Genomic DNA, 18,825 nt, shown 5'->3' with positions numbered 1-18,825 from the left:
CCCCCTCCGACTCGCGCAGTGTGACGCCCCGAGCGGCCCTCGGAACGGGTCTGCGCGTGGGCCGCGCGGCGCGACACGCCCGGCCTCGGACTACGGCTCGTGCGGGCCCGTCGCCCATGCCGGGCGTGCCGGGGCCGTCCACGGCAGTTCGATGGAGACCGTCTTGCCCCCCTCGCGGGTCGGGCGGACTCTCAGGCGGCCGCCGCACTCGGCGGTGAGCCAGCGGATGATGACCAGGCCACGGCCGTTGTCCTGCTGGACGGCGGCCGGGAGCCGCTTGGGGAGCCGCGGGTGACTGTCGGTCACCCCGATGCGGAGCCGCTCGTCGCGGTCGAGCTCCATCGCGACCGTGAAGGTGGGCGACTGACCGAACGTGTGCTGAACGGCGTTGGTGGCGAGTTCGGAGACGATGAGCCGGATGGTGTCGGCCACATCCGTCTCCGGTGGCAGGCCCCATTCCGCCAGGGTGCTGACCACGTAGGTGCGGGCGGTGGAGACCGAGGCGGGATCGCTCGGCAGAGTGACGGAGGCTTCCAGATGGTCTGCCATGGCGACGTCGTCCCTTTCCCACGGGACCGGAGTCCGACACGGAGCGGATGGTTCGAGTACGGTCCCGGACTGGTGCTTCGTCGCCAGACTGCCACTCATGGGCCGGTAGCGGTGGCGATCCACCAAGATATGCATATATCTGTCGCTCGAAGCGGTGAACTCTGCGACGGCAGAGCGTATTTGGGCGGCTCGGAAGGAGTAAGGAGTAGCCCATGCAGCACGGTCCCGCGGTGCGCCGCCGGAAACTGGGCGCCGAATTACGCACACTGCGAGGCCGCGCGGGCCTCACAAGCGGTGAGGCGGCCCGGCTGGTGGGCTGGCACCAGTCGAAAGTGAGCCGGATCGAGACCGGCGCCAGCGGCGTGAAACCGGCCGATGTGCGGTTACTCCTGGATGCCTACGGGGTTGACGACGCCCAACTCCGGGACCTCCTCCTGGCGTTGGCGGGCTCTGGCGGCGGCCACGGCCGGGACCACTGGTGGCACGCCTACAAGGGTGTGCTGCCGCCCACCTACCGGGACTTCATCAGCCTGGAGTCGCAGGCCGGCGCCATGCGCACCCTGGAGACCTCCGTCGTCCCGGGCCTGCTCCAGACCCCCGAGTACGCCCGCGCCGTGACCCGCGCCGCGGTGGAGGGCGTGACCGAGGACCGCCTGGACGCCCTGGTGGAGGTACGTCTGGCCAGGCAGGACGTGCTGCGGTCGCACCCCCCGCTGGCGCTCAGCGCGGTGCTCGACGAGGCGGTGCTGCGCCGGGAGGTCGGCGGCCCGGAGGTGATGGCGCGGCAGCTGGAACGGCTGGTGGACGCGGCCCGGCTGCCCCAAGTGCGCCTCCAGGTGCTGCCCTTCGCGGCAGGGGCGCACATCGGCATCACCGGGCCTTTCGTTATTTTCTCATTTTCGAGCACATCTGATCTGGACGTTGTTGTTCTCGACCACTTGACGAGTAGCCTCTACCTCGAACGGAAAGAAGACGTAGAGGCCTACACCGAGGCCTTCAACGCCCTTCAGTTCTACGCCCTTTCGCCCGAGGAATCGTTGGACTACATCGCCGGGATAGGTGACGGCGCGTAAGGAGGCACCATGACCGCTCTGCCTCGGAACGTACCTTCCAGCACTCAACTGCTCGGTGTGCACTGGCTGCGCAGCAGCTACAGCACCGGCGCCAACAACTGCGTCGAGACGGCCCGGCCGGCCCTTGGCCCGTGGGCCGGACTGCTCGCCGTACGCGACTCCAAGGACCCGGCCGGACCCGCGCTGCTCTTCTCCCCCGAGAGCTGGGCGGGGTTCACGGCTCACCTCTGACGGGTCCTGACTGCCCCTTCCGTAGCGCGGTGCACGGCCGTGGTTCGCCGACTCATGGTCGCGTGTCGCCAATGACACGTACAGCGCGTTCGATCTGGTCCCCGGAGAGGTCCGCGCGGGCCGTCAGCCGCAGCCGGGAGATGCCGTCGGGTACGGAAGGAGGTCGGAAGCAGCCCACGGCGAGCCCCCCGGCGCGGCAGTCGGCCGCCCAGCGCACGGCGCTCTCCGGGGACGGCGCGCGCACGGAGACGACCGCGGCGTCCGGCCGTACCGCCTCAAGACCCAGGGCCGTCAGCCGGGCGTGCAACTCGCCCGCCACCGCACGCGCCCGCGCCGCCCGCTCCGGCTCACCCCGCAGCAGCCGCAGGGCCGCGAGCGCCGCGCCCGCGGCGGCCGGAGCCAGTCCGGTGTCGAAGATGAACGTCCGGGCCGCGTTGACCAGATGGTCGATCACCCGTGCCGGCCCGAGCACGGCGCCGCCCTGGCTGCCCAGCGACTTGGACAGCGTGACCGTGACGACCACGTCGTCCGCGCCCGCGAGCCCCGTCGCGTACGCGGCTCCCCGGCCGCCGTCGCCGAGCACGCCGAGCCCGTGGGCGTCGTCCACGACCAGCCCCGCGCCACGCTCGCGGCACACCTGGGCCAGTTCGGTGAGCGGGGCCGCGTCGCCGTCGACCGAGAAGACCGTGTCGGACACGGCGACGGCCGGCCCGTCATGCGTGTGCAGGGCCTTGCGCACGGCGTCCGGGTCGGCGTGCGCGACGACCTGCGTGGTGCCGCGGGCCAGTCGGCAGCCGTCGATCAGCGAGGCGTGGTTGCCCGCGTCGGAGACGATCAGCGAGCCGTGCGGCGCCAGCGCGGTGACCGCGGCGAGGTTGGCGGCGTAACCGGAGGAGAAGACGAGCGCCGCCTCGAAGCCGCAGAAGGCGGCCAGCTCGCGTTCGAGTTCCGCGTGCAGTTCCGTGGTGCCGGTGACGAGGCGGGAGCCGGTCGACCCGCCGCCCCACCTCCGCGCGGCCCGCGCGGCGCCCTCGGTGACCTCGGGGTGCCGGGCGAGCCCCAGGTAGTCGTTGCTCGCCAGGTCCAGCAGCGGCGAGTCGGCCGGGCGGGGCCGCAGGGTCCGTACGAGTCCGGCGCGGCGGCGCAGCTGCGCCTGCTCGTCGATCCAGCCGAACGCCATGGGCTCCGCCCTCCGGGTGTTTTTTGTAGGCAGTGCACAGACCCTAGCGGCACCCAACGCAGCTCACGGTGTGGCAATACCCACACATCGAAGGGACCGTGTTGTGTGAAGTCTCCCCTTGGCCGGAGGCGGTGCGTTAGGACAGGATCATCTTCCATGGACCTGCTGAACACGCTGGTGGACAAGGGGCTGCGGCGCGAGACGCCGACCCGCGAGGAAGCACTGGCCGTCCTCGCCACTTCCGACGACGACGTGCTCGATGTGGTGGCCGCGGCCGGAAAGGTGCGCCGCCACTGGTTCGGCCGACGGGTGAAGCTCAACTACCTCGTCAACCTCAAGTCGGGCCTGTGCCCGGAGGACTGCTCGTACTGCTCCCAACGGCTCGGCTCCCAGGCCGGCATCCTCAAGTACACCTGGCTGAAGCCCGACGAGGCCTCGCAGGCCGCGGCCGCGGGGCTCGCGGGCGGTGCCAAGCGGGTTTGCCTGGTGGCCAGCGGGCGCGGGCCGACCGACCGCGACGTCGACCGGGTCTCCGAGACGATCCGGGCGATCAAGGAGCAGAACGAGGGCGTCGAGGTGTGCGCCTGCCTCGGGCTGCTCTCCGACGGCCAGGCGGAGCGGCTGCGCGAGGCCGGCGCGGACGCCTACAACCACAACCTCAACACGTCCGAGGCGACCTACGCGGACATCACGACCACCCACACCTACGCCGACCGCGTCGACACCGTGCAGAAGGCGCACGCCGCCGGGCTGTCGGCCTGCTCCGGGCTGATCGCGGGGATGGGCGAGTCGGACGAGGACCTGGTCGACGTCGTGTTCGCGCTGCGCGAGCTGGACCCGGACTCGGTGCCGGTCAACTTCCTGATCCCGTTCGAGGGCACCCCGCTCGCCAAGGAGTGGCACCTCACCCCGCAGCGCTGTCTGCGGATCCTGGCGATGGTGCGGTTCGTGTGCCCGGACGTCGAGGTGCGCATCGCCGGCGGCCGTGAGGTCCATCTGCGCTCGATGCAGCCCCTCGCCCTGCACCTGGCCAACTCCGTCTTCCTCGGCGACTACCTCACCAGCGAGGGCCAGGCGGGCAGGGCCGACCTGGAGATGATCGCCGACGCCGGATTCGAGGTGGAGGGCACCGACCAGGTGACGCTGCCGGAGCACCGGGCGGGCGGCGGATGCGGGTCGCACCAGGGCGCCGAGACCGGCGGGGCCGCCGGGTGCGGGTCGCACCAGGGCGCGGAAGGTGCCGGGTGCGGCTCGCACCAGGGCGCCGAGGGGGGCGGAATCTGCGGTTCCGCGTCCGTCCCGCAGGCCGCCGAGCCGCGCACGGACCTGGTCGCCGTACGCCGCCGGGGTGCCGGAACGGACCTCGCGCCCAATGCCTGAACTGCCCCTGCCCGAGCTGCTGGACCTCGACCGGCGGCACGTCTGGCACCCGTACGGCCCCATGCCCGGCCGGCGGGAACCGCTCGTCGTGGAGTCGGCGAGCGGGGTCCGGCTGCGACTCGCGGACGGCTCGGGCGAGCTGGTCGACGGGATGTCGTCCTGGTGGTCGGCGATCCACGGCTACAACCACCCGGTGCTGAACGAGGCCGCGCACGAGCAGTTGTCGCGGATGAGCCACGTGATGTTCGGCGGGCTCACGCACGAGCCCGCCGTACGGCTCGCGAAGCTCCTTGTCGACATGTCGCCCGACGGTCTGGAGCATGTGTTCCTCGCCGACTCCGGGTCGGTGTCGGTCGAGGTCGCGATCAAGATGTGCCTGCAGTACTGGCGTTCGCTCGGCCGCCCGGAGAAACAGCGCCTGTTCACCTGGCGGGGTGGCTACCACGGCGACACCTGGCAGCCCATGTCGGTGTGCGACCCCGAGGGCGGCATGCACGAGCTGTGGACCGGGGTGCTCCAGCGCCAGGTGTTCGCCGAACCGCCGCCGACCGAGTACGAGGAGCCGTACGCCGACCAGCTGCGGTCGCTGATCGAGCGGCATGCGCACGAGCTGGCCGCCGTCATCGTCGAGCCGGTGGTGCAGGGCGCGGGCGGGATGCGGTTCCACTCCCCCGCGTATCTGCGGGTGCTGCGCGAGGCGTGCGACGCGCACGACGTGCTGCTGGTGTTCGACGAGATCGCGACCGGGTTCGGCCGTACGGGCGCGCTGTTCGCGGCGGAGCACGCGGCCGTCACGCCGGACGTGATGTGCGTGGGCAAGGCGCTGACCGGCGGCTACCTGACGATGGCGGCGACGCTGTGCACCGCGCGGGTGGCCGACGGGATTTCCCGGGGCGAGGTGCCGGTGCTCGCGCACGGGCCGACGTTCATGGGCAATCCGCTGGCGGCGGCAGTGGCCTGCGCCTCGATCGGGCTGCTGCTCGGCCAGGACTGGCACGCGGAGGTCAAGCGGATCGAGGCGGGCCTGCGGGAGGGGCTGGCACCGGCCGCGGACCTCCCGGGGGTTCGGGACGTACGGGTCCTGGGCGCCATCGGGGTCGTCCAGCTCGACCACGAGGTGGACATGGCGGCGGCGACGCGGGCCGCCGTGCGCGAGGGCGTGTGGCTGCGGCCGTTCCGCGACCTCGTCTACACCATGCCGCCGTACATCACGGGCGACGCGGACCTGGCACGGATCGGACGCGCGGTGCGCGCGGCCGCGCGGGAGGGATGACATGCCGATCCTGGTGATCACGGGGACGGGTACGGAGGTCGGCAAGACGGTCACGACGGCCGCGGTCGCCGCGTCGGCGGTGGCGGCGGGGCGCTCGGTCGCCGTGTTGAAGGCCGCGCAGACGGGCGTACGGCCCGATGAGCGCGGGGACGCCGAGGAGGTCGCGCGGCTGGCGGGACCGGTCGCGGCTCGCGAACTCGCCCGTTATCCGGAGCCGTTGGCACCGGGTACCGCGGCGCGGCGCGCCGGGCGGGCGCCCGTGCATCCGCACGAGATCGCCGAGGCCGCGGCCAAGCTGTCCACCGAGCACGATCTGGTGCTGGTGGAGGGCGCGGGCGGGCTGCTGGTGCGGTTCGACCCGGCGGGCGGGACGCTGGCGGACGCGGCCGAGCTGCTGGCGGCGCCGGTGCTCGTGGTGGCCCCGGCGGGGCTGGGGACGCTGAACTCCACGGAGCTGACGGCGCGTGAAGTACGCCGCCGGGGGCTCGACTTGGTGGGAGTGGTCATCGGCAGCTGGCCCACCGAGCCGGACCTGGCCGCGCGCTGCAATCTGGCGGATCTGCCGGAGGTGGCGTGCGCGCCGCTGCTCGGGGCCCTGCCGGCGGGGGCGGGGGCGTTCGCGCCGGAGGTCTTCCGGAGGACGGCGCCGGGGTGGCTGGCGCCGCGGCTGGACGGGACGTGGGACGCGGAGGCGTTCCGGGTGCGGCAGCGGCCGCGGGCGTTGGAGCACTGACCGCGCGTCGTGAGCTCATGGATCGCCGGTGTCGGCCAGGAGGCGTACGAGGTCGATGCGGGAGGGGATGCCCAGGCGGGCGAAGACCCCGCGCAGGTGGTGGTCGATGGTGCGCGGGCCGAGGGCGAGGCGGGCGGCGATCTCGCGGTTGGTCGCGCCCTCGGCCGCCATGCGGGCCACCACCAGTTGCTGGGCGGTGAGGCGCGCGGTGGGGGTGTCGGGGGCGTGGGCCGGTTCCGTGGGTGCGCCGAGCGCACGTAGTTCGGCTCGCCACCGTGATCCGCGACGTGCTGAACCGGACGGCGCGTCCAAGGTCGACCTGGTCGTGCACTCGATGGGCGCGCTCAACTCCCGCTGCTACCTCAAGAATCTCGGCGGAACGTCTTACGTCGACGACTTCGTCTCGACCGCCGGCGTCAACCACGGGACGTCCTCGACCCTGACAGCACCGCCCCGTTGAACGGCGCGGCCAACGTCGGGGTGGGCTGCGTTTCGCACACCGACATGAACAACGACCACGGTGTCTACGAGCAGGTGCGCGACTTCGTGGCGTGAGCCGCGAGCGGGGGTGCACGGGGCGCTTCCGGGGGACAATCCCGGTATGGCCCGTCCTGCCCGGGAGGTTTCCATGCCGCTACGGTCCGTCGGCACCGGCAAGGTGACGCGGGATCCCGTGCACCACCCGCTGTTCGCCCGTTACTACGCCCGCCTCAGCGTGGCCGCCGAGACCCGGATGGGCATGGCCGGGGTACGCGACCGGCTGCTCGCCGGGCTGTCCGGGCGGGTGCTCGAAATCGGCGCCGGCAACGGTCTGAACTTCGCGCACTATCCGCGTGCGGTCGCGGAGGTCGTCGCCATCGAACCCGAGCGGAGTCTGCGGCAGCTGGCGGTGGAGGCCGCCCTGCGCGCCGAGGTGCCCGTCGACGTGGTGCCTGGCGCGGCGGAGGCACTGCCCGTCAAGAGCGAGGGTTTCGACGCGGTCGTGCTGTCGCTGGTGCTGTGCAGTGTGCGGGACGTGCCGCGCGCGCTCGGTGAGGTACGGCGGGTGCTGCGGCCGGACGGGCAGGTGCGGTTCTTCGAGCACGGCCGGGGCGGCGGGCGCGCCATGGGCTTCACGCAGCGGGCGCTGGACCGCACGGTGTGGCCGGTGCTGAGCGGCGGCTGCCATCTGTCCCGGGATCCGGTCGGCGCGCTCCGGGACGCCGGTTTCGAACTGGGCCCGTACCGGCGGATGCTGATGCCGGAGAAGGGGCCGGTGCTGCCGACGTCGTTCTGCGTGCTCGGCACCGCGTGGCGGTCGCAGCAGTAGGCAGGCGCCTCACAGGCTCCACAGGCGCAGCTCGCGCGCGATGTCGTGCACCGACGCCTCGCCGCTCTTGACCAGCCGGGCCAGGTCACGCACCTGCTCGGGCGAGGTGACGACCTTGGCACCGCTCGCGACGAGATAGGCGTACGCCACGGCGGAGGCGAACAGGGCGTTGGACCGCTCCAGCGCGGGGACGTGGATCAGCAGCTGGAGCAGGGCCGCGGCGCGGGCGTGCGGGGTGTCGTAGACGGGGACGTCGAAGATCTCGGCCTGGTGGCGCGCGACGGCGGCGACGAGGGCTCCCCAGTCGGTGACCTGGGGGTCTCCCGGCGTCTTCTGTTCGGCGAGCATGAGGAGCCAGGCGAGGTCGATGGTGAGGTCGCTCAAGGGGATCAGCGGCGACCTTCGCTCGCGTGGCTTCGGCTGACGCGGCCTTCATGCTCGGCGCCGAACTCCTCGGCGAAGACCGACTCGTACTGCTTCATGAAGTCGGCGGCGGCCTCCACGAAGGTGTGGCCGACCTCGCCGGTGTCCTGCTTGACGAGTTCCTCGATGTAGCGGTTGACGCTCATCCCGCGCGCGAGGGCGCGTTCGCGGGCCGCGCGTGCGGTGTCCTCGTCGACGCGGACGTTCAACTGGGTCTTGGCCATACCTCGAAGCTAGCGCCGGGGCGCTAGCACGGCAAGGGCGCCTGCGCGGCCGGGCGCGTGCCCCTTACACCCGGATCCGGCGCCCGACCTGGGCAGGAGACCGACCGGGACCTCCGGGGGATACCGTGTGTGCCGCACATCACATTACTGTCGGCCCCGCAAGGAGCGGCTGTCGGCCACGGCGAGGAACCCGGGACGTCCACGAGCGAGCTGCGACCAAGGAGGCACCTTTGTCCACACCTGCTGCGGAGCACGCCCCGGGGCTCGCCTCGGCCGACGGGGTCGCGGCCCGCGCCCGCGGTCTGACCAAGGCCTACGGCTCGGGCGAGACGACGGTGCTCGCCCTGGACTCGGTGGACGTCGACATCGCGCGCGGGCGGTTCACCGCCGTGATGGGCCCGTCGGGTTCCGGCAAGTCCACCCTCATGCACCTTCTGGCCGGGCTCGACACCGTCTCGTCGGGTCAGGTGTGGCTCGGCGACACCGAGATCACCGGACTGCGGGAGCGCGAGCTGACCCGGCTGCGCCGGGACCGGATCGGGTTCATGTTCCAGTCGTTCAACCTGATCCCGACGCTGAACGCGCTGGAGAACATCACCCTGCCCATGGACATCGCGGGTCAGAAACCCGACCAGAAGTGGCTGGACCAGGTCATCGACACCCTCGGGCTGCGGGACCGGCTCGGGCACCGCCCCGCGCAGCTGTCGGGCGGTCAGCAGCAGCGCGTGGCCTGTGCCCGCGCCCTCGCCTCGCGGCCGGAGCTGATCTTCGCGGACGAGCCGACCGGCAACCTCGACTCGCGCGCGGGCCTGGAGGTGCTCGGCTTCCTGCGCGAGGCCGTCGACGGACTCGGGCAGACCGTCGTCATGGTCACTCACGACCCGGGCGCCGCCGCCCATTCCGACCTGGTGCTGTTCCTCGGCGACGGACGGATCGTCGACGAGATGGCGCGGCCGACGGCGGAGGCGGTACTGGAGCGAATGAAACGGTTCGACGTGATCCGCCGTCAGTACGACGACGGCGCCCCCGCCGGGGAAGACTGAACCCGTGCTGAAGGCGACGCTCAGAAGCTTCCTCGCCCACAAGGGGCGGCTGCTCCTCTCTGCGCTTGCGGTGCTGTTGTCCGTCGCGTTCGTCGCGGGCAGCCTGATCTTCTCCGACACCGTCAGCCGCACGTTCGACCGGCTCTTCGCCTCGACCGCGGCCGACGTCACCGTCAGTCCCCGGGAGACCCTCGACGAGGCGGTGCCGTCCGGCGCGACGGCCACCCTGGCGGCGGACCTCGCCGAGCGGGTCGCCCGGGTCGACGGCGTGGCCGCCGCCCGCGCGGAGGTCGAGGTCCAGAACATCACCGTCGTCGACGACCGCAACGAGCCGGTCAGCCCGACGACCGGCGCGCCCACGCTCGGCAACAACTGGAACCCGACCGAGCGCAGCCCCGTGGAGCTGACCTCGGGTCACGCCCCGCGCGGGCCCACCGAGGCACTGCTCGACTCCGAGACGGCCGAGCGTGCGAACGTACAAGTCGGCGACACCCTGACGGTGATCGCGGCACCGGGCTCGTTCAAGGTCCAGGTCGTCGGCATCGTCACCTTCACCACCACCAACCCCGGTGCCGCGCTGCTGTTCGTGGACACGCCGACCGCGCAGACCAAGCTCCTCGCAGACCCTGAGGGCGCCACCGCCATCACCGTGGACGCGGCGCCGGGCGTCAGCGACGAAACGCTCAAGGAGCGCGTGGCGGCCACGCTCGGCACCGGCCGCTACGACTTCCGCACCGCCGGCGAACAGGCCCAGTCGGACGTCGAACAGCTCGGCGGCTTCCTCGACATCATCAAGTGGGTGATGCTCGGCTTCGCCGGGATCGCCGTGCTGGTGGGCGTGTTCCTGATCGTCAACACCTTCTCCATGCTGATCGCGCAGCGCACCCGCGAACTGGGCCTGCTGCGCGCGCTGGGCGCCGACCGCCGCCAGGTCCGCCGCTCGGTCCTCACCGAGGCGCTGCTGCTCGGCCTGGTCGGCTCGACGCTGGGCCTGGCCGCCGGGATCGCGCTCGCCGCCGGGCTGATCGAGCTGATGGGCGCGCTCGGCATGAACATCAAGTCCACCGAGATGGTCATCGCCTGGGTGACACCCGTGACGGCGTACGTCGTCGGAGTCGGCGTCACCTTCGTCGCCGCGTACCTCCCGGCCCGCCGCGCCGCCGCCGTCTCGCCGATGGCGGCGCTCGCGGACGCGGAGGTCGCCGGGGTGGGCCGGCCGCTCAAGGTGCGCGCGATCGTGGGCGCGCTCGTCGGTGCGGCCGGGGTGGCCGCGCTGGCGGGTTGTGTCGTGGCGTCCGACACCGGGTCGGCCGCGTCCCTGCTCGGCCTCGGGGTCGTCCTGACGCTGGTCGCGACCGTGATCGCCGGGCCGTTGCTGGTACGGCCGGTGATCCGGGTGCTGGGCGGGTGGTTCCCGGCGTTGTTCCGTTCGATCGGGCGGATGAGCCAGCGCAACGCCCTGCGCAACCCCCGTCGTACCGGCGCCACCGCTGCCGCGCTCATGGTGGGGCTCGCGCTGGTCGGCGGGATGTCGGTGGCGAGCGCCTCGATGACGAAGTCGTTCGACGAGCAGATCGACCGGACGCTGGGCGCGGACTTCGTGCTCCAGAACGCCAACTTCGTGCCCTTCCCGCAGGAGGTCACCCAGCGGGTGCTCGAGACCGAGGGCGTCGGCCTGGTGGTGCGCTCGCGGTTCGCGCCGATCGCCATGGCCCTCCCCGACGGCGACCGCGTCCGGACGACGGCCGCCGGCTACGACCCGGAGCTCGACGAGGTTGCCAACGTCACCTACGCCCAAGGCGACAGCGCCGCCGCGCTGGCCCCCGGGCGGATGGCGATGGACCGGGACTTCGCGCGGGACCACGGTGTGCGGGTCGGCAGCACGATCCCCGTCGAGTTCCAGGGCGGACGCACGGCGGAACTGACCGTCGGCGCGCTGACCGACCAGGCGTCCGGCGAGGGCTTCGGCATGCAGGGCGGGATCTACTTCGGGCTCGCCACCCTGGAGCGCCATGCCCCGGGCGCACAGGACTCCGCGCTGTACGTCAACGGCTCGCCCGGCACCGCCGCGGACGATCTGCGCGGCGGCCTGGAGTCGACGCTGGACGCGTATCCGCAGGTGCAGGTGCGGGACCTGGCCGACTACAAGCAGCTGGTCCACGACCAGATCGCGGTACTGCTCTACCTCGTGTACGCCCTGCTCGGGCTGGCGATCATCATCGCCGTGCTGGGTGTGGTCAACACCCTCGCCCTGTCCGTCGTCGAGCGCACCCGGGAGATCGGACTGCTGCGGGCCATCGGCCTCGCCCGACGGCAGCTGCGCCGGATGATCCGGCTGGAGTCGGTGGTGATCGCGGTGTTCGGCGCGGTGCTCGGGCTCGCCCTTGGGCTGGTGTGGGGTCTGTGCACCCAGCAGGTGCTGGCGCTGGAGGGCATGACGGCGCTCGCGATCCCGTGGGGCACGATCGTCGCGGTCGTGATCGGCTCGGCGGTGGTCGGGGTCGTGGCGGCGCTGCTGCCGGCGTTGCGGGCGTCGCGGATGAACGTGCTGGCAGCGATCGCGCACGAGTGATGGAATGGCGGCACATGCTCAAGTCGCTTGATCCCGAGGAGAGTTCATGCCGCGAGAGTTCATGCCGCGTCCGTTCCGCTTCGGCGTCAACCTCGTCAGTCCCGCGCCCGCCGGGGAGTGGCGCGCCAAGTGCCGCCGGGCCGAGGAACTCGGCTACGACGTCCTCCTCGTCCCCGACCACCTGGGCATGCCCGCCCCCTTCCCGGCCCTGGCGGCCGCCGCCGCGGCGACCGAGCGGCCGCGCCTCGGCACGTTCGTGCTCAACGCCGGCTTCTGGAACCCCGCCCTGCTGGCCCGCGAAGTGGCCACCACGGACGCCCTCACCGGCGGCCGCCTCGAACTGGGCCTCGGCACCGGCTACGTACAGGCGGAGCACGAGACGGCCGGGCTGCCCTGGGGCTCCCCCGGCGAACGGGTGGACCATCTGCGGCGCACCGTCGAGGAGCTGGAGCGGCTGCTCGGCTCGCAGGAGCACCAGCCTCGGCCCGTGCAGCGGCCGCGCGTACCGCTGCTGATCGGCGCGGGCGGCGACCGGATGCTGAAGCTGACCGCCGAGCACGCCGACATCGCGGCGTTCACCGGAGCGCGCTCCGTGCCCGGCAGTACGACGGGGGCGCTGGCGCCGGTCACGGCCGAGGAGCTCGACGAGCGCGTCGCCACGTACCGGCGGCTGGCCGAGGGGCGCAAGGAGCCCGCCGAGCTGAACGTGCTCATCCAGATGGTGGTCGTCACCGAGGACCGCGAGGGGGCGATCCGGCCGATGCTGCCCCATGTGCCGCACCTGAGCCCGGAGCAGGCACTGGAGCTGCCCATCGTCCTGATCGGGACGCTGGACGAGATCGTCGACCAGGTGCGGCGGCAGCGGGAGCGGTACGGGTTCTCGTATCTGACCGTGCTGGGGCCCTACATGGAGACGTTCTCGCCGGTGATCGAGGCGCTGCGCGGCGAGTGAGTGCCCCTTGCGACGACCGGACAGCCGGGTCACTGCGCCTGAGCAAGCTCTCGATCAATGACTCACGCCCCTAATGCCCGTATCCTCATGGTTGCCGGATATTTCCGAAAAGCGGATTGTGTAAGACGCGAGTGAGGCGAAGCGTGGTTCGGTTCGGCGGGGCACCGATACCGACGGGGCGTGCGGCAGGCGGCGCAGGGCCCGCCGGTTTCCGTGAGCGGTTTCTGCAGGGTGAGCCGATCGTCGGGGGTGTGCGCACGCCGATCCTGAGTTCCTGGCAGCGCTGCCGGTCCCTGGGGCTGTCGCCGGACCAGGCCGACCTGCCCTTCCGGGAGGACTTCGACGCGGACGACCGCATCGTCAGAGCGGCCCTCCCCGTGCTCGACCGGCTGCAGGCCAGGTTCGCCGGCAGCGCGATGAACATCTCCCTCGCCGACCCGAACGGTACGGTCCTCCTGCGCCGTTTCGGAGACGCGTCCCTGGCCAGAAGCCTCCCGGCGATCCAGCGCGTGCCGGGATTCGTGTTCGCCGAGCAGGTCGCCGGCACCAACGGCATCGGTCTCGCCCTGGTGGAACGGCAACTCATCCGGGTCTACGGCGCCGAGCACTTCGCCGAGCGCTCCCAGGCCAGCGCCTGCCGTGCGCTGCCCGTCCGTGACCCGCTCAGCGGCCACATCGAGGGCGTGCTGTGCTTCGGCTATCCGCGCACCGCCGAGGACCCGGCGCTGGCCGACCTGATACGCAAGGCGGCCGACGCCATCGAGCGGCGGCTGCTGGAGCAGAGTTCCCGGCGTGAGCGAGCTCTGCTGCGGGCGTATCTGGACACCGAGGCCCAGTCCGCCGACGGTCTGCGCCACAGCGTCGGGGTGGACGAACTGGCCCTCGGGCTGCACCCCCGTGACTGGGCGATCCTCATGGAGAGGGCCGCCGAGCTGATCTCCTGTGCGCAGCGCGCCGCCGTCGACGTGTCCCTGCCGGGCGGCCGACGGGTCACGCTGGTGAGCCGCCCGATGACGAGTGCCTCCGGAGTGGAGGGCATCGCGATCGAGGCCGTTGTCGCGGGCCCCTCACCGCGTGGGCCCCTCACCGTCCCACGCATGGTCGAGAAGCTGCCGGTCCTCCCCGCCGAGGCTGCCGTCCCCACCGCCGGCTCGCCGTCCGGGACGACCGCTCCCGCCGGGCGGCTCTTCATCTCCCAGGTGTCCGGTGCGCTCCCCGACGCCGTACCCGACGGGGTCGCCGCGGGCGGCCGCGGCGTCACGACCGTCGGGGCGGGCCGCGTACCGGGCGATCACCTCGGCCCCCCGCCCGCCACGAGAGGACTGGTGCTGCTGGGCGAGCCGCGCGTGGGGACGTACGCCGTGGCCGCGCGCCGCCGCCTGGAACTGCTGTCCGAGGCGAGCGCCCGCATCGGTACCACCCTGGACGTGCGCCGCACCGCCGAGGAACTGGCCGAGACGGCGGTCCCGGGACTGGCCGACTTCGTCACGATCGACCTGCCCGAGGCCGTGCTGCGCGGCGAGGAGGCCGCCGACCCCCTCGGCGATCTGCGCCGTACGGTGGTGCACGGCTTCCGCGACGACAGCCCCTTCCTCCCGGTCGGCAAGCAGGTCGGCCTCGACCCCACCGCGCCCCAGCTGCGGTGCCTGACGAGTGGGCAGGCAGTGCTGGAACCCGACCTGAACGCCGCCGCCGGCCGGATCGCCGAACGGCTGCCGGCCCACGTCCACTCCCTCATCGCGGCCCCCCTTCTCGCCCGGGGCGTCGTCCTGGGCGTCGCCAGCTTCTACCGCGCCCAGGACCCCGCCCCCTTCGGGGACGACGACCGCTCCCTGGCCCAGGAACTCGCCAACCGCGCCGCGCTGTCCATCGACAACGCCCGGCGTTACACGCACGAACGCACCATGGTCCTGGCCCTGCAGCGCAGCCTGCTCCCGCACGGGATACCCGACCAGGACGCCGTCGAGGTCGCCCATCGCTATCTGCCCGCCGAATCCGACGTGGGCGGGGACTGGTACGACGTCATTCCCCTCTCTGGCACCCGCATCGGCCTCCTCGTCGGTGACGTCGTCGGCCACGGCATGCTGTCCGCCGCCACCATGGGCCGACTGCGCACCGCCGCCCGCAGCTTCGCCGAACTCGACTTCGCCCCGGACGAGGTCCTCACCCACCTCGACAACCTCACCGTGCGCCTGGACCGGGAGGAACCCGACGCCGGCGGCACCGGCATCATCGGCGCGACGTGCCTGTACGTCGTCTACGACCCGACCTCACAGCGGTGCACCATGGCCCGCGCCGGCCACCCACCGCCCGCCCTGGTCCAACCCGACGGCACCGTTTCCTTCCCCGACCTGCCCGCCGGGCCCCCGCTCGGCCTCGGGGGTCTGCCCTTCGAATCCGCCGAGTTCCATGTCCCCGAGGGCAGTCAGCTGGTCCTCTACACCGACGGACTCATCGAGGACCGGCATCGCGACGTCGACGAGGTCCTCGACCAGCTGCGCATCGTCCTTGCCCACCCGGAGCGCGCACCCGACGACACCTGCCGGGCAGTCCTGGAGACGGTGGCGCCCGCGCACCCGCACGACGACATCGCCCTGCTCGTCGCCCGCACCCACGCCCTGGACCCCCGTCGGGTCGCCGCCTGGGACCTGCCCGCCGACCCCGCCCTCGTCAGCGACGTCCGCGCCTCGGCCGTTCGGCAGCTGGCCGACTGGGGACTCGACGAGGTGGCGTTCGCCGCGGAACTGGTGCTCAGCGAGCTGGTCACGAACGCCATCCGGCACGGCTCCGGGCCCATCCGGGTACGGCTGCTCCGCGACCGCGCCCTGATCTGCGAGGTCTCCGACACCAGCAACACCGCGCCGCATCTGCGCCGGGCGGCGAGCACCGACGAGGGCGGCCGCGGCCTGTTCCTCGTCGCGCAGCTCTCGCAGGGCTGGGGCACGCGCTACACGCCGGAGGGCAAGGTCATCTGGGCGGAATGCGGGCTTGTCGCATGAGGCGGATCCGGCGGGCGACCGCCCGCTGACCCGTCAGAGTCACAAAAGGCGGTAACAGAGCCGGAGCACCTGAAAACAGGTAATTCATCCCATTAGCATCACTTGTGGAACTCAGCATCACTTGTGGAACTCGGGAAGAACTCGCCAGGCCGACCCCCGGAGATGTCCGTGCACGACGCTCCCGGCACTTCTGCGAAGGCGGTTGCGCCCTTCGGGACAGAGCCTCTGGTCCGTATCCGCGGCCTCACCAAGCGGTTCGGCGGGACTCTCGCCCTGGCCGGGGTCGACCTCGATGTCCACGCCGGCAGCGTCCTCGCCCTCCTCGGCCCCAACGGAGCCGGAAAGTCCACGCTCATCAAGGTGCTCGCGGGCGTCCACCACGCCGAGGCGGGACAGATCAGCGTGGACGGGCACCCGCTCGGCAGTCACGCAGCCTCCCGCGGCATGTCCTTCATCCACCAGGACCTCGGTCTCGTGGAGTGGATGACGGTCGCCGAGAACATCGCCCTGAGCACCGGGTATCCGCGCCGTGCCGGACTGATCTCCTGGCGCCGGACCCGGGAGCAGTGCACCGAGGCCCTGCGCACCGTCGCCGCGCATCTCGACCCCGACGAGCCGCTCGCCCGGCTGGCCCCGGCCGAGCGTTCGCTGGTCGCCATCGCCCGGGCCCTGGCGGCGCGGGCGAAGCTCATCGTCCTCGACGAGCCGACCGCCCGGCTGCCCGCCACGGACTGCGCCCGGCTCTTCCGCGTCCTGCACGCCCTGCGCGACCGGGGGCACGGCATCCTCTACGTCAGCCACCGCCTGGACGAGGTGTACGAGGTCGCCGACACCTTCGCCGTCCTGCGCGACGGTCGCCTCGTCAGCCACGGCCTGCTCGCGGACCACAGCCCCGGCCGTCTGGTGCACGACATCGTCGGTGCGGAACTGACCGAACACCGCCCCGCCACGGTCCCCGCCGGCGGCGCCTCCGTCCTGACCCTGGACGGCGTACGGACCACCGGCGTGGGACCGGTCAGCCTGGAACTCGGGGCCGGGGAGGTGCTCGGTCTGGTCGGCCTCACCGGTGCCGGGCACCTGCAGTTGGGGCGAGCCCTCGCCGGCTGCCGGCCCGTCCTCGACGGGCGGGTGCTCCTCGACGGCAGGCCGTACCGTCCCCACAAGGTCGCCGACGCCGTCGGTCTCGGTGTCGGACTCGTGTCCGGCGACAGGCAGTTGGAAGGCTGCGCGGAAGACCTCACCGTAAGGGAGAACCTCCTTCCCAACCCCCGCGCCGAACGCTCGCCGGTACCGCACTTGATCAGTCCCCGCCGTGAACGCGCCGAGGCCGCCGCCCTGATCGAACGGTTCTCGGTGCGTCCGCGCGACAGCGAAGCCCCCATCGCGACCCTGTCCGGCGGAAACCAGCAGAAGGTCATGATCGGCCGCTGGCTGCGGCTGAGGCCGCGACTGCTGATCCTCGAGGAACCGACCGCGAGCGTGGACATCGGGGCCAAGGCCGCGATCCACCACCTGCTCGACGAGGCGCTGGCCGCAGGCCTTTCCGCCCTGCTCATCTCCTCCGACTTCGAGGAAGTCGCGCGCGTGTGCCGACGTGCCCTGGTCTTCGTGCACGGGTCCGTGGCGGCCGAGTTGAGCGGTCCGGCCCTGACGGTCGCCGGGCTCACCCGCGCGGCTTCGGCCGTGCCTCCCGAGGGAACCGTGACGAGCCCATGACCGGACCGCCCTCCGCGCCCTCACCCCGGCCACGACGGCGCCGACTCGGCCGCCCCGGCGTGCCGGGCGGGCACTTCATCGGTGCCTACGGCCTGCTGGCTCTCATCGCCGTGCTCGCCCTGGTCTTCTCGCTCGCCCTGCCGCGCACCTTTCCCACCGGTGACACCGTCGACGCGATCCTGTCGAACCAGTCGATCCCCGCCGTCCTCGCGCTCGCCGCCATGGTCCCCATCGTGACCGGGGCGTTCGACCTCTCCATCGGCTACGGCCTCGGCCTGGCCCACGTCATGGTGATGCAGCTCGTCGTCAACGCCGGGTGGCCCTGGCCGCTCGCCTGTCTCGCGGTGATCGTGGGAGGGGCGGTCGTGGGTGTCCTCAACGGCGTCATCGTCGAGTTCGGCCACATCGACTCCTTCATCGCCACCCTCGGGGTCGGCAGCATGCTGTACGCCGTGACCGGCTGGATCACCGACGGCGGCCGGATCGTTCCCGGCCCACAGGGCCTGCCGGCCGCCTTCACCGACCTCTACGACTCCACGTTCCTCGGCCTGCCCGTCCCGGCGTTCTACGTCCTCGCCCTCGCGGTCGTCCTCTGGCTGGTGCTGGAGCGACTGCCGCTCGGCCGGTACCTGTACGTCATCGGCTCGAACCCCCGCGCCGCCGACCTCGTCGGGATCCCGACCCGCAAGTACATCGTCTACACGTTCGCCGCCTCGGGACTGATCGTCGGCTTCGCCGGAGTCCTGCTCGCGGCCCAGCAGCAGATCGGCAATCCGAGTGTCGGCCTCGACTATCTGCTGCCCGCCTTCGCCGGTGCCCTCCTCGGCTCCACCGCGATCAAACCGGGCCGCCCCAACGCCCTGGGCACCGTCGTCGCCGTCGCCGTCCTCGCCGTCGGTCTCACCGGCATCGGCCAGCTGGGCGCCGACTTCTGGACGCTCCCCCTGTTCTACGGCGGCACCCTGCTGCTGGCCGTCGGCCTGGCCGGCTACTCCGCCCGCCGCCGACTGCGCACCGGCGCCGTCGCGGCCCGCGACTCGCCCACCGTGACGCCCGGGCCGCCGTCCTCCCCGACCCAGGGCGGCGGCACGGCGACCAGCGACCCCTGACCCACGCCATGAGCAGCCGCTCTGTGCCCCGGCCGAGTCCTCCTGCCCAACCCTCCGCG

The 18,825-nt window shown here is 72.3% G+C and carries 16 protein-coding genes and 2 pseudogenes; 13 read left to right on the top strand and 5 right to left on the bottom strand.

The window, feature by feature from the left end; translation table 11 throughout:
• Positions 1-90: 90 nt before the first annotated feature.
• A complete protein-coding gene (locus tag I2W78_RS35460; RefSeq protein ID WP_196464324.1) occupies positions 91-549 on the bottom strand; it encodes an ATP-binding protein in 459 nt (152 codons plus the stop codon).
• Positions 550-761: 212 nt separating this feature from the next.
• On the opposite strand from I2W78_RS35460, the gene I2W78_RS35455 reads away from it, so the two are divergent.
• Together I2W78_RS35455 and I2W78_RS35450 are read left to right on the top strand one after the other, a co-directional pair.
• Positions 762-1,622, top strand: coding sequence for a helix-turn-helix domain-containing protein (locus I2W78_RS35455; protein WP_196464323.1), 861 nt, complete (start codon positions 762-764; stop codon positions 1,620-1,622).
• A 9-nt stretch (positions 1,623-1,631) separates the two neighbouring features.
• A complete protein-coding gene (locus I2W78_RS35450) occupies positions 1,632-1,853 on the top strand; it encodes a DUF397 domain-containing protein (protein WP_196464322.1) in 222 nt (73 codons plus the stop codon).
• A 52-nt stretch (positions 1,854-1,905) separates the two neighbouring features.
• Here I2W78_RS35450 and I2W78_RS35445 read toward each other — a convergent pair whose 3' ends face one another.
• Positions 1,906-3,033, bottom strand: a complete 1,128-nt coding sequence (locus I2W78_RS35445; protein WP_196464321.1) for an 8-amino-7-oxononanoate synthase — start codon at positions 3,031-3,033, stop codon at positions 1,906-1,908.
• A 156-nt stretch (positions 3,034-3,189) separates the two neighbouring features.
• Between I2W78_RS35445 and bioB the strand changes: the two genes are divergently transcribed.
• The 3 genes from bioB to bioD are packed head-to-tail and all read left to right on the top strand — an operon-like array spanning position 3,190 to position 6,419.
• Positions 3,190-4,413: a biotin synthase BioB gene (gene bioB / locus I2W78_RS35440; protein WP_196464320.1), complete on the top strand. Its 1,224-nt coding sequence runs from the start codon at positions 3,190-3,192 to the stop codon at positions 4,411-4,413.
• Positions 4,406-5,686: an adenosylmethionine--8-amino-7-oxononanoate transaminase gene (locus I2W78_RS35435; protein ID WP_196464319.1), complete on the top strand. Its 1,281-nt coding sequence runs from the start codon at positions 4,406-4,408 to the stop codon at positions 5,684-5,686. Before bioB ends, I2W78_RS35435 begins: the two co-directional genes overlap by 8 nt.
• Position 5,687: 1 nt before the next feature.
• A complete protein-coding gene (gene bioD, locus I2W78_RS35430; protein WP_196464318.1) occupies positions 5,688-6,419 on the top strand; it encodes a dethiobiotin synthase in 732 nt (243 codons plus the stop codon).
• Positions 6,420-6,434: 15 nt separating this feature from the next.
• Here bioD and I2W78_RS35425 read toward each other — a convergent pair.
• Positions 6,435-6,692: pseudogene (locus I2W78_RS35425) on the bottom strand (helix-turn-helix domain-containing protein); the annotation flags it as partial.
• Between the two features lie 28 nt (positions 6,693-6,720).
• Here I2W78_RS35425 and I2W78_RS40875 point away from each other — a divergent pair.
• Together I2W78_RS40875 and I2W78_RS35420 are read left to right on the top strand one after the other, a co-directional pair.
• Positions 6,721-6,974, top strand: a pseudogene (locus I2W78_RS40875) (esterase/lipase family protein); the annotation flags it as partial.
• 73 nt (positions 6,975-7,047) lie between these two features.
• Positions 7,048-7,728 (top strand): class I SAM-dependent methyltransferase, encoded by a 681-nt coding sequence (locus tag I2W78_RS35420; RefSeq protein ID WP_196464317.1) that lies wholly within the window; start codon positions 7,048-7,050, stop codon positions 7,726-7,728.
• A gap of 9 nt (positions 7,729-7,737) precedes the next feature.
• Here I2W78_RS35420 and I2W78_RS35415 read toward each other — a convergent pair whose 3' ends face one another.
• Positions 7,738-8,112 carry a fic family toxin-antitoxin system, toxin component gene (locus I2W78_RS35415; protein WP_196464316.1) on the bottom strand — a complete coding sequence of 125 codons (375 nt, stop codon included), beginning with the start codon at positions 8,110-8,112 and terminating at the stop codon, positions 7,738-7,740.
• Between the two features lie 5 nt (positions 8,113-8,117).
• Positions 8,118-8,375 (bottom strand): antitoxin, encoded by a 258-nt coding sequence (locus tag I2W78_RS35410; RefSeq protein WP_196464315.1) that lies wholly within the window; start codon positions 8,373-8,375, stop codon positions 8,118-8,120.
• A gap of 230 nt (positions 8,376-8,605) precedes the next feature.
• Here I2W78_RS35410 and I2W78_RS35405 point away from each other — a divergent pair, with 230 nt between their 5' ends.
• The 6 genes from I2W78_RS35405 to I2W78_RS35380 all read left to right on the top strand — a co-directional run bounded on the left by I2W78_RS35405 (position 8,606) and on the right by I2W78_RS35380 (position 18,766).
• Complete coding sequence (locus tag I2W78_RS35405; RefSeq protein ID WP_196464314.1) at positions 8,606-9,418, top strand: ABC transporter ATP-binding protein; 813 nt, start codon at positions 8,606-8,608, stop codon at positions 9,416-9,418.
• Between the two features lie 4 nt (positions 9,419-9,422).
• Positions 9,423-11,990 carry an ABC transporter permease gene (locus I2W78_RS35400; protein WP_196464313.1) on the top strand — a complete coding sequence of 856 codons (2,568 nt, stop codon included), beginning with the start codon at positions 9,423-9,425 and terminating at the stop codon, positions 11,988-11,990.
• Positions 11,991-12,051: 61 nt separating this feature from the next.
• Entirely contained in the window at positions 12,052-12,942 is an 891-nt protein-coding gene (locus I2W78_RS35395) for an LLM class F420-dependent oxidoreductase (protein ID WP_196464834.1), read from the top strand.
• A 143-nt stretch (positions 12,943-13,085) separates the two neighbouring features.
• Positions 13,086-15,941 carry a SpoIIE family protein phosphatase gene (locus I2W78_RS35390; RefSeq protein ID WP_196464312.1) on the top strand — a complete coding sequence of 952 codons (2,856 nt, stop codon included), beginning with the start codon at positions 13,086-13,088 and terminating at the stop codon, positions 15,939-15,941.
• 168 nt (positions 15,942-16,109) lie between these two features.
• Entirely contained in the window at positions 16,110-17,657 is a 1,548-nt protein-coding gene (locus I2W78_RS35385) for a sugar ABC transporter ATP-binding protein (RefSeq protein ID WP_196464311.1), read from the top strand.
• Complete coding sequence (locus I2W78_RS35380) at positions 17,654-18,766, top strand: ABC transporter permease (RefSeq protein ID WP_196464310.1); 1,113 nt, start codon at positions 17,654-17,656, stop codon at positions 18,764-18,766. Before I2W78_RS35385 ends, I2W78_RS35380 begins: the two co-directional genes overlap by 4 nt.
• The last annotated feature ends 59 nt before the right edge of the window (positions 18,767-18,825 follow it).

The sequence above is a fragment of the Streptomyces spinoverrucosus genome, assembly GCF_015712165.1.
Lineage (GTDB): Bacteria > Actinomycetota > Actinomycetes > Streptomycetales > Streptomycetaceae > Streptomyces > Streptomyces spinoverrucosus_A.
This window is presented reverse-complemented; position numbering and strand designations above follow the sequence as displayed.

Coding starts and splice junctions, on each gene's coding strand:
- I2W78_RS35460 (WP_196464324.1), bottom strand. CDS start 549: ATGGCAGACCATCTGGAAGCCTCCGTCACTCTGCCGAGCGATCCCGCC.
- I2W78_RS35455 (WP_196464323.1), top strand. CDS start 762: ATGCAGCACGGTCCCGCGGTGCGCCGCCGGAAACTGGGCGCCGAATTA.
- I2W78_RS35450 (WP_196464322.1), top strand. CDS start 1,632: ATGACCGCTCTGCCTCGGAACGTACCTTCCAGCACTCAACTGCTCGGT.
- I2W78_RS35445 (WP_196464321.1), bottom strand. CDS start 3,033: ATGGCGTTCGGCTGGATCGACGAGCAGGCGCAGCTGCGCCGCCGCGCC.
- bioB (WP_196464320.1), top strand. CDS start 3,190: ATGGACCTGCTGAACACGCTGGTGGACAAGGGGCTGCGGCGCGAGACG.
- I2W78_RS35435 (WP_196464319.1), top strand. CDS start 4,406: ATGCCTGAACTGCCCCTGCCCGAGCTGCTGGACCTCGACCGGCGGCAC.
- bioD (WP_196464318.1), top strand. CDS start 5,688: ATGCCGATCCTGGTGATCACGGGGACGGGTACGGAGGTCGGCAAGACG.
- I2W78_RS35420 (WP_196464317.1), top strand. CDS start 7,048: ATGCCGCTACGGTCCGTCGGCACCGGCAAGGTGACGCGGGATCCCGTG.
- I2W78_RS35410 (WP_196464315.1), bottom strand. CDS start 8,375: ATGGCCAAGACCCAGTTGAACGTCCGCGTCGACGAGGACACCGCACGC.
- I2W78_RS35395 (WP_196464834.1), top strand. CDS start 12,052: ATGCCGCGTCCGTTCCGCTTCGGCGTCAACCTCGTCAGTCCCGCGCCC.
- I2W78_RS35380 (WP_196464310.1), top strand. CDS start 17,654: ATGACCGGACCGCCCTCCGCGCCCTCACCCCGGCCACGACGGCGCCGA.